General features: G+C 40.7%; 7 protein-coding genes. 5 read left to right on the top strand and 2 right to left on the bottom strand.

Annotated features, from left to right (window positions below):
• Positions 1 to 188: 188 nt before the first annotated feature.
• Positions 189 to 569 carry a BlaI/MecI/CopY family transcriptional regulator gene (locus M2132_RS07955; RefSeq protein WP_280672827.1) on the bottom strand — a complete coding sequence of 127 codons (381 nt, stop codon included), beginning with the start codon at positions 567 to 569 and terminating at the stop codon, positions 189 to 191.
• A gap of 189 nt (positions 570 to 758) precedes the next feature.
• On the opposite strand from M2132_RS07955, the gene M2132_RS07960 reads away from it, so the two are divergent.
• The 5 genes from M2132_RS07960 (at position 759) to M2132_RS07980 (ending at position 3,967) form a co-directional block, all read left to right on the top strand.
• A complete protein-coding gene (locus tag M2132_RS07960) occupies positions 759 to 1,469 on the top strand; it encodes a histidine phosphatase family protein (protein ID WP_280672828.1) in 711 nt (236 codons plus the stop codon).
• Positions 1,470 to 1,500: 31 nt separating this feature from the next.
• Positions 1,501 to 2,190 (top strand): AIM24 family protein, encoded by a 690-nt coding sequence (locus M2132_RS07965; protein ID WP_280672829.1) that lies wholly within the window; start codon positions 1,501 to 1,503, stop codon positions 2,188 to 2,190.
• 156 nt (positions 2,191 to 2,346) lie between these two features.
• Positions 2,347 to 2,892, top strand: a complete 546-nt coding sequence (locus M2132_RS07970; RefSeq protein ID WP_280672830.1) for a hypothetical protein — start codon at positions 2,347 to 2,349, stop codon at positions 2,890 to 2,892.
• 101 nt (positions 2,893 to 2,993) lie between these two features.
• Positions 2,994 to 3,296: a Dabb family protein gene (locus M2132_RS07975; protein WP_280672831.1), complete on the top strand. Its 303-nt coding sequence runs from the start codon at positions 2,994 to 2,996 to the stop codon at positions 3,294 to 3,296.
• Positions 3,293 to 3,967 (top strand): DNA alkylation repair protein, encoded by a 675-nt coding sequence (locus M2132_RS07980; protein WP_280672832.1) that lies wholly within the window; start codon positions 3,293 to 3,295, stop codon positions 3,965 to 3,967. Before M2132_RS07975 ends, M2132_RS07980 begins: the two co-directional genes overlap by 4 nt.
• A gap of 205 nt (positions 3,968 to 4,172) precedes the next feature.
• Here M2132_RS07980 and M2132_RS07985 read toward each other — a convergent pair whose 3' ends face one another.
• Complete coding sequence (locus M2132_RS07985) at positions 4,173 to 9,617, bottom strand: DUF6383 domain-containing protein (RefSeq protein ID WP_280672833.1); 5,445 nt, start codon at positions 9,615 to 9,617, stop codon at positions 4,173 to 4,175.
• Positions 9,618 to 9,668: the final 51 nt, after the last annotated feature.

Genomic DNA, 9,668 nt, shown 5'->3' on the forward strand with positions numbered 1-9,668 from the left:
AGTAAGGTCCACTGCCGGACTACTCATACATACGATGGGCAAAATTGCCATCGCTTTTATTTATCTAATTTTTTAAATACTGATTCGCATTATTATATAGTTTATTAACTGCTGTTTTTGGATTGGTTAACCCTAACAAAAGGTATTGATAATCTTTGCGGTTACTGGCAGTTGAACGAATAACATAATCATCCGCCAAATATTCGAGATTCCGTCCCTTTTTCAATCATACTAATTATTTCTTCCAGATCTTTTTTCGAAACTTTTTTTTCTTTTGCAAAAAACGATACAAGTTCTTTGTACGAGTTCTCGAAATAACTCTTTACCACGCCCGACATAAAGGTCTTTTTGTACTCGTCTTCCTCCACTTTAGGGCTATATACATAAACATTACCATACTTTTTGGCATTCAGAAAACCTTTTTGTTCCAGATTTTTTACCACCGATGCTATTGTTGTGTAAGGCGGTTTGGGGTCGGGCATTAGTTTTTGTATATCTTTTACTACGCACTCTTTCAGTTGCCAAACATATTGCATCACATTTTCTTCTTGATAACTTAGTTTTTCCATATTACAAATATGCTTATATCGCAAATCTACGAAAATATCGTAGGTGTAAAAACTTTTTCTCCCTTTTTTTCAAGAAAATCTTGTATATACAATTATTTATAATAATTTTGAAAAAAATCTTGCTAATCAATACCCTTTTTTTGTACAAACTGAATATTTGCTAAGGATTTATAGATTTTTCGCTTACGCATGGACAACACAAAACTGACTTTCTACATCACACGCCACGGAAAAACATTGTTGAACACACTCGACCGGGTTCAAGGTTGGTGCGATTCTTTTTTGGCTCCCGAAGGTATTGAAACATCCCGCTGGTTGGGCAAAGGTCTTTCCACAGCTGATATCAGAAGCGTTTATTGCAGCGACTTGCGCCGTACAAGGCAAACAGCCGAAACGATACTTGAAGCCATGGAAAAAGGGGATATTCCTGTTATAGAAATGCAGGGCTTTCGCGAGGCATGCTTCGGTAGTTATGAGTCAGACCACAATTCCCGTCTGTGGATGGATGTGTCTCTGTATAACCATTATACATCACCATCTGAATTAACACAAGGTATCCGCAACAAAGAACTGACCTATCGCGAAGTACTGGATACCATTGCCAAGATAGATAAGGCTAACATTGCTGAAAATTACGACACGGTGTGTCATCGTTCCTTAAAAGCTCTGAACGAAGTAGTGGAACGAGAAAAACTGAAAGGAACCGGGGATATACTGATAGTATCGCACGGTATGACAATCCTTGTTATGATGTGGGCTTTAGGCGCGCACGAGCTGATAACCGACCATCTGCAAAATGCTTCGGTATGCAAAGTCGTTTATCAAAACGAAAAGTTTACAGTAGAATCGGTAGGCGATATGAGCTATCTGGAAAGAGGGAAGACATTTACACAATTATAATTTTTATTAATCAATCTTTTAATTACTAATTATGAATAAATATTCGCTAAAAGCTTTTCTCGAAGAAAGTGCGCAAGACGAAAGAAAACATGATTTCTTTGAACTTGAAAAACAAGAAATGTTGGAAGTAAACCTTAGCAACCAGACCGTAAATATGAAAAAAGGGGCGATGGTTGCTTATGTTGGTGATGTGAAGTTTTCGCGCCAAGGGATACTAAGCCAAGGAATTGGCAATTTGCTGAAAAAAGCTGTTAGCGGCGAAGGTTCGTCTCTTATGACGGCAACCGGAACAGGCCGTGTTTATGTTGCCGACGACAAAAAGAAGATACGCATACTCTATCTCGAAAACGAATCTATTAACGTTAATGGCAACGATATTCTTGCATTCGAATCTACAATAGAGCAAAACATCAAGATGATGAAATCGGTGGCAGGCGTTGTAGGTGGCGGTTTGTTTCAGGTAAACCTAAAAGGAACAGGACATGTGGCTATCACAACCCATGGCGAACCTTTGGCCTTGTTAGTAAAACCGGGCGAACCTGTATATTCTGACCCAAATGCAACCGTGGCATGGTCCGGAAGCCTTACACCAAGCATCAAAACAGATGTATCTATCAAAACTTTGATAGGCCGCGGCAGTGGCGAAAGTATCCAAATGAAGTTTGAAGGAACAGGCTGGGTGCTTATTCAACCTTGCGAAGAAGTATATACTATGCAATAAATAATCCACAGTGATATATGAGGAAGAGAACTGCCCATGACGAGCAGTTCTCTTTTGTTTTATTTGATATTTGCCGAAAAAAAAATTACTTTTGGAGAGTACGAATGTCAAAGGCAGTCTTTTAAGACCAATATCCATAAAAACACGTTGAAGCATATGCTTAAAAAAACATCTATTCTTGTTATCCTTTTTTGTGCCATAGCTTTAGCCGGATGTAAGAAAAACCCGAAAGAACAGATTCAGGGACAAGTGCCCAACGTTGTAGAACAAGACTCTTTGATGCCTCGTTACAGTTCTTATTGCAATGGCAGATACGGTTTTTGTATAAATTACCCGACGGCTATATTTTTCCCTCAAGGTGAATCGGATAGTGGAGACGGACAGATTTTTCTGTCGGAAGATAAATGCAACGAGCTGCGTGTATATCGCGATTCGCGAACAATTGTCAACAACGGAGGCTTTTCCCTTCAAGAAGCATACAACGAAGATATCAACGAAAACTTAACCGGCAGAAAAGTAAAAGATAACAGACTTAGCGACGAATCTTACTTTGTTACGGGTATAGATTCTAACGGAAATCTGTTTTATCAGAAATCAATTCTTTCTGGCAACGAGTTTGTTACAGCCATCCTTTCTTATCAGCCGGGAACCGAACAACAGTACGAAGATCTGATAGTACCAATATTCAGCTCACTGAAATAAAATTACTCCATAACAAAACCGGAAGCCTCGCATTCTTTTTTATGCAATGCAGGCTTCCTTTTTGTATCTTTGCCCCTCAAAACTATAAAATAAGAAACGTTATGGTGAAACACATCGTATTTTGGAAACTGAAGGAAGAGGCACACGGCAATAGTGCTGAAACCAACGCAAAGTTGATAAAGGAAAAACTTGAAGCCCTGAGCGGACAGATTGAAGGGCTCGTGAAAATTGAAGTAGGTATAAATTTTCTTGAATCGGCGGGAAATTACGACTTGGCTCTTTATTCGGAAGTAGCATCGCATGAGGCTCTCGATTATTACCAAAACCATCCGCTTCATCAGGCTGTACTGCCCTTCATCCGCGAAGCCGTAGCCAGCCGTATAGCAGTCGATTACGAATCATGATGACATCACAGGAAATAGACGGCACTCTGCAGGATATACGCCGTCAGTGCCGTTTGGCTATGAATGGAATTGCTTCGTCGAGCATGCGCCAGCATGGCTTAGAGTATAAGCTGAATTTTGGTGTACCTGTACAGAAAATTAAAGATATATCGACAAAATACATTCCCGATGCGGGACTTGCCGAAAGGTTGTGGGCAGAAAACACCCGTGAACTGAAAATTCTGGCAACCTTGCTTTTTCCCATTGGTATGTTTACCCGGGATATTGCCGATAGGTGGTTGGCAGATATAAAAAATCAAGAGATAAGGGAACAGATTTGCCGCAATTTGTATTGCGATCTGCCTTATGCCTCTGCGCTTGTTGGCGAGTGGGGAAACAGTGATTTAACCAATTACCGTACTACTGCTTATTGGTTGTTGGCGTCGTTGTTGATTGCCGATGCTTCTTTTCTGTTCAATTTTAAAGAGTTGAAAAATCTGATAACTGATGCTTCCGATACCGACATGTCTTTGCGAAACGCCGCTCTGTTAGCCTTGAAAAGGCTCGGGCGAAGCAATAAAGATATAGCCTCCTATATTCTGCAAATGACAGAGAACTTGAAAGAATCGGGCAATCCTCTTGAGAGGGAAGTTTACGATAGTCTCTCGTTCGAATTTGAATTTTACAGATAACTTTTACTTAAACAACTAAAAGAAAGACTACCCCGAAAGTAGAACTTCTATTGCGTGCTTAGAAATCCGTTACCTGAAAAATAGGGTAACGATGCCAAAAATAACTCGGGTCAAATACCAGAACGTAAATTCTGATATCTGACCCGAGAGTTTTTGATTAAAAATGAAACGCTATAATGTAGTTGGTTTCATTGACCGTGAAAATTTATTTTACAACTTTATGGCTTGCTTCTCCAAGACGAACCACATAAACTCCATTCGGAACATTTACGTTAAGACGCTCGTTTTCGCTGCCAATAACAGACTGATATAGCGGTTGTCCTTTCACATCGTAAACAGATACAGGTGTTCCTGCAACGGCTCCCGATATGCAAATATTTCCGTCTTTAGCGAAATAAACTTCAACATTGTTTGCTGTTGTACCTTCTATTCCCATTTTTTGCTCTTCCGAAACATTCAGACGTAAATAAAGTGTATGGTCTTTGTCTAACCAAGTCCATTCGGCATTCTTAGTTGTATAATAAGCCGCTATCGACGATATTTCGTTGCTTGTTTTTGCCAGGTAAAGTTCTTCGCCATTAGTTTGTGCCAATGATACGAAATACTTTTCGCCGGCAAGCAATTGAATGTCGTTTCTATCTATTTGTGCCACATAAGTAGCTGCTGTTGCAGGAGTGGTTGTAGTGGCATCGACGGTAGTCAACAGTGTCATATCATCGCCTTCCATTTTGTACACATTCAGTTTAACCGATGTAGCAGTTGTATTTTCTGTCAATCGGAATGCTACCGACCATAGCCATGAGTCTACCGATACTGGGAATACTTGCCCAACCTCGAAGCCCATGCTCGAAGAATATACTCCGCCTGTTACATCACCATTATCCCAAGCATACACGCTATCTGTAAGTACTGTACCTTCGTAGAATCCGGTATTTACTGTTTTAGTATAACCTTCGTCCGAAGTTACTGTTGCAGAATAATAACGTTTGTTGTTTAATAAGCTGAATGCATTATCGGTTGTTGCATAGAATGGAGTTTCCGCTTCCAGAGTGGTTGCGCCAAACTGTTTAGAATAAAGCGATACGTCGTTTGCATCGTATGCGTTTACGGTTATCGAAACATTATTCAAGTTGGTTGTACCTCCGTTTGTTACCGCAACTTTGGCTACGGGCGAAACATCTTTCACTGCAAATTCAGGAACCTGAGTATAAGTTATATCAGGCAACTCGGTAAACTGAACATCCAATACCTGCGAATAGTACTTGAAGTTGTCGATATGCAAGGTATGCTTGTTTTCAGAAATATGTCGCCAAATAACTCTCACTGTTTTTCCCTTATAAGGATTCAGGCTTATGAAACGGTGATTCCAGTCCTTACTTTCTTCTACAACAGAAAGAATGAGGTCTGAATTTTCGACAAGTATTTCAGAAACCGTAGCCAAAGGCGTATTTTCTGTAAATCCGGCTTCCAGTTCCGACAGAATATCGTCTTCTATAACCCTCATTTCATAGCTTTCCAAGAACAGTTCGTGCAACGAACGTGCATCCCACGATACTTCGTAGCTTCCGGTTTCGGGTACAACCAAAGCCGGTGTAAACAACCAGTCGTCGGCGGGAGTTATATTGTCGGGAGTATTGTTTATAAACGTTGATGAGGCCGAAAGAACCTTGTTGCCTTCCATATCGGCAATGCTCTCGTAATTCCAGAACCAGCCTTTCGGATTGCCCGTATAGTGGAACGACAGGGCTTTACCATCCAAGTCGAATGTTTTCCAGGAGCCTATCGAAGCCTGTATCTCAAAATCGTTTCCGTGTATCAACGATTCTCCGTTTTGGCCGGTGAATGGTTGTGTATAATTAACATACACCGGAATCTCTATGGTTTCAACATCTTCGTTCGAGATAACCACAGTATCGGCATATTCGCCCGATTGGTCTTCCGGAACAGTGAATGTCAATTCGAATGGAACAATAGTTCCGCCTGTTACATCGGCTGGAGTAAGCGTCTGTTTTGTCAGCGTAAATACTGATTCGCTTCCACCCTTCAAAGTAATACTTGCATCCGATTTGAGGATACCCGCGACTTTCACAGGAATATTTACCGGAAGTATTTCAGTATCGACAGAGTCGACAGTTCCTACCTGCCTCAAGTAAGGCATACCTGTTATAGACAACGAATCTATGTATAAAGAAGAATTGTATGTGCTTGTACCAAAGTGTGTTTGTATACGAACGTATTTGCTGTCGGCATCGGCCACTTTTTTGTTATAAAGCTCAAAAGAGGTACTATATGATGGTAAAGTAACGTTGTCTATTTCTATCCAGTTTTCACCATCGGCCGAAACCAATACATCAAAACCACCGGTAGCCGTATTGCGATAATAGAATTCTATCTCATTAACACCACCCGATTTTGGAGGAGAAGTTATACTTCCGATTTTTGTTTTGGTGAAATTAAGCGTAAGACCACAAGTTCCTTCTTTCTTAGCCATCATATCTCTCCTGGCAGCAGTCATTACCCATCCATCAAGATTTGTGTTTCCTTCCATTGGAAGCCATCCTTCTTTTTCAAAATCTTGGAACAAATTATCTTGCATCACAACACCGGCCAAAGGCACATACAAAGGTTTCATTAAGCCGTCTCCGTCAATAAGGATAGTGTCGGGATAAAATTTCAGATCGTCGTTTTCGTTAAGAATAAAATCAACCGCAATAGTTTCTGTCTGGATAGTACCATCTGTTTCTATAAGGGTTTTACCTATGTTGAACTTTGTTCCGTCAAGCAAAGACATAGTAACATCCTGCTCTACATTCTCGAAATCCAACTGGAACGATTTACTCTTCGATTCGTTCGGATAAGTATCTATTGTTACTACTTCAGGTATTGTTACAACAGGTATTTTTTTGCCCGAAGCTGTGATAGCAACCTCGTCCATATACAGAGTCACATAATTCGAATGTTTAGGCAAACGTATTTCCACGTATTTCGCATCGGCATCGTCTACAACTTTTTCGTACAAAGCATAAGTTTGCGACGCAGAAGTGCTAAACGAATCTACTTCTTTCGGTTCTTCCGACAGATCTTTGTATGTAAACACTTTTACGTCTATAGCCGATCCGGACCGGTATTGGAAAGAAATGATGCCAACTCCATCCGATTTGGGAACAGACAATAGGTAAGCGCCATTCATGTTGCTTGCCGAAAGCGAAAGCCCTTTTGTTCCATCATAAAGCATACTTGAAGATGTATTTGCTGTTCCGGAGGTTTTCCAACCGCTTATGTTATTTACATTGTTTTCGAATACCCAAGCTCCATTAAAGTCCTGATGAGCATTGCTTCGTAATACATAACCTTCGAGCGGAATATGACGTTTGTACGACAAATCCTTGCCCGAAATAATAAGCGTATCGAGTATATAGCCGTTTGCCTGAGGATTGAATGTTAGTGGCAGGCTATAAGTTTTATTATTAATTGATGCAGCCGGAATAGACGAAATGTCTTTCAGAGAGAATGCTGTTCCCGAAGCTAAGCTTACATTTACGTCTGTGGTAATGTTAGCTCCTTTCAGGTCGATATTCTTTGTCGATTCTTCGTTCTTTTTCGCTTCAAAAACAGGAACTGCCAACTGCTCTACATCAGCTACGCCTGTTCCGTTTTTCATAATCGTAACATTATCTATATAAAAAGTAATATAACTTATATTTGATGTAACTAAAAAACGAACATATTTGGCTGTTGCATCATTTATATTCAATTTGTGTGAAATATAAGTGGAAGAGGAAACAGATATTGTCTCTTTGTCTGTCCACGTGTTTCCGTCTTCCGAGATAGCAACAATAATATCGGCTGTTCCGGATGCCACCTTACCATAGAACTCTATACTACCTATTCCACCCGATTTAGGGGGAGATACAAGAGTACCGTTTTGAGACAAGGAAACCGCTGCCGCACTCTTCAAGGCTGTGTTGGTGCCTGTGGCGCGCGAACCGTTTTTGACAACCCAACCTCCATCTGTTATATAATTTCCAGGATACGATAATCCCCACATCGCGTCAAAGCCTGAAAATATCATGTCGGACAGGTAGTACACCGTAATAGGAACTCTTTGTACAAAAGGTAGGTTACCACCAGATATAACAAGCGTATCCTGAGCAAAGTTACTACCTTCCTGAGGAGTGTATGTCATCGGTATTTGTATTGTTCCTACTGCTTCTATTGCGGGAATAGTGGTTTTTTCTAACCCAAATTGATTTTGTGCTACCGACAGGTTAACATCGTATGCCAATATATTCTCGAACGAAACAGGTACATTGAACGCGTATGGCACAGAAGTGGTTTCGAAACGTGTTGTACCAACCGAAGCTGTTGCCATAGGTCTATTGTTTTCTGTAACAACAAATAGGTCTATAATAAGGGTATGTGACGATGTATTGTTTGTTGTAACCAACTTCACATAGTTAGCATAAGGATCGTTTATCATTTTCCGATAGAGTTGGAAGTCTTCGCTGGTTGCCGTAAAGGTATCTACTTCTATCCAGCTTACTCCGTCGGGTGAGGTATAAATAACACATTCCACTTGGTTGGTAGTTGTTTCGGCTCTATATACAAAAGATATTTCGCCTATACCACCCGCCTTTTTAGGAGATATTACTGATGTGTAGAAACGGAGCGACCCCGAACCTTCGTAGATGGAATTTGTTGAAGAAACCCGGCTACCGTTCGTGATATTCCAACCCATATAATTGAAGGTAGAGGGATAAGTGGGTATTGAGCTGTCGTTAAAATTTTCACCCATGGTGCGCTCTAAAGCGACAGCCTTGATAGGGAACATCATTTCAGGCATGCCGCTACCGGATATTACCAAAGTATCGTGAGCCAGATATTTGCTTCGGGGGATAAACGTAACAGGCAGGTTATACCCTTGATTAGCTTGTGTGCCTGTTACTGTCACTTTGTCCGAAGACAGTGAGAAATATGAATTGGCGGCTTTCAACGAAACTGTCAGGTCGCCCGATACATTTGTACCATTTATGGTTATATGCTTACTATTTGTAACATTAATTTCTCCCTCAGCTCCGTTGAAAGAAATGTTCACATTGGCAGCACTACCTCCGGATACAGCATCCGTGATTACAAACTCGTCGATGTTGATATACGCATCGGTCGAAAGCTGTTTTGCTTCTATCCTTACATGTTTTGCATCGGTTCGGTTTATAACCTTAGAAAAACGGTTGTATGTGGTTGCGTCCGCAGCATTGACCAACACGGTTTCTACTGTTGTGAAGGTAATGTTATCGGCCGAAACCTGAACTTCTAACTCGTAGTTAGCTATACTTGTGGTAGTTCTGTAACTTTTGTACCAGAACGAAACAAGACCCACTCCACCTGTTTTGGCAGGAGATGTCAGGTTTGCTAACAAAGAACCTTCGGTACTCCTTGTGTATAAGGTTACCGCTGCTGTGCCTTCAAAAACATTGGCAGCGTACGTCTCTCTGGCCAGACTCTGATAAGACCAGCCATCGGTCGTGGATGTTGTGTAGCTACTCGAAGCAAAATTATCATTGAAGTTTTGCTTCAGAGCCTCTGCTTTCAAGCTAATGCTTGAAAACAGTGCTAACAACATCAGTGTCATTACTCTGAAATTTTTCATGTTCATACAATTTAACTGAATAAATAAATTTGGTTATTAGATTTAAGACTT

The sequence above is a fragment of the Dysgonomonas sp. PH5-45 genome, from assembly GCF_029893235.1.
Taxonomy (GTDB): domain Bacteria; phylum Bacteroidota; class Bacteroidia; order Bacteroidales; family Dysgonomonadaceae; genus UBA1309.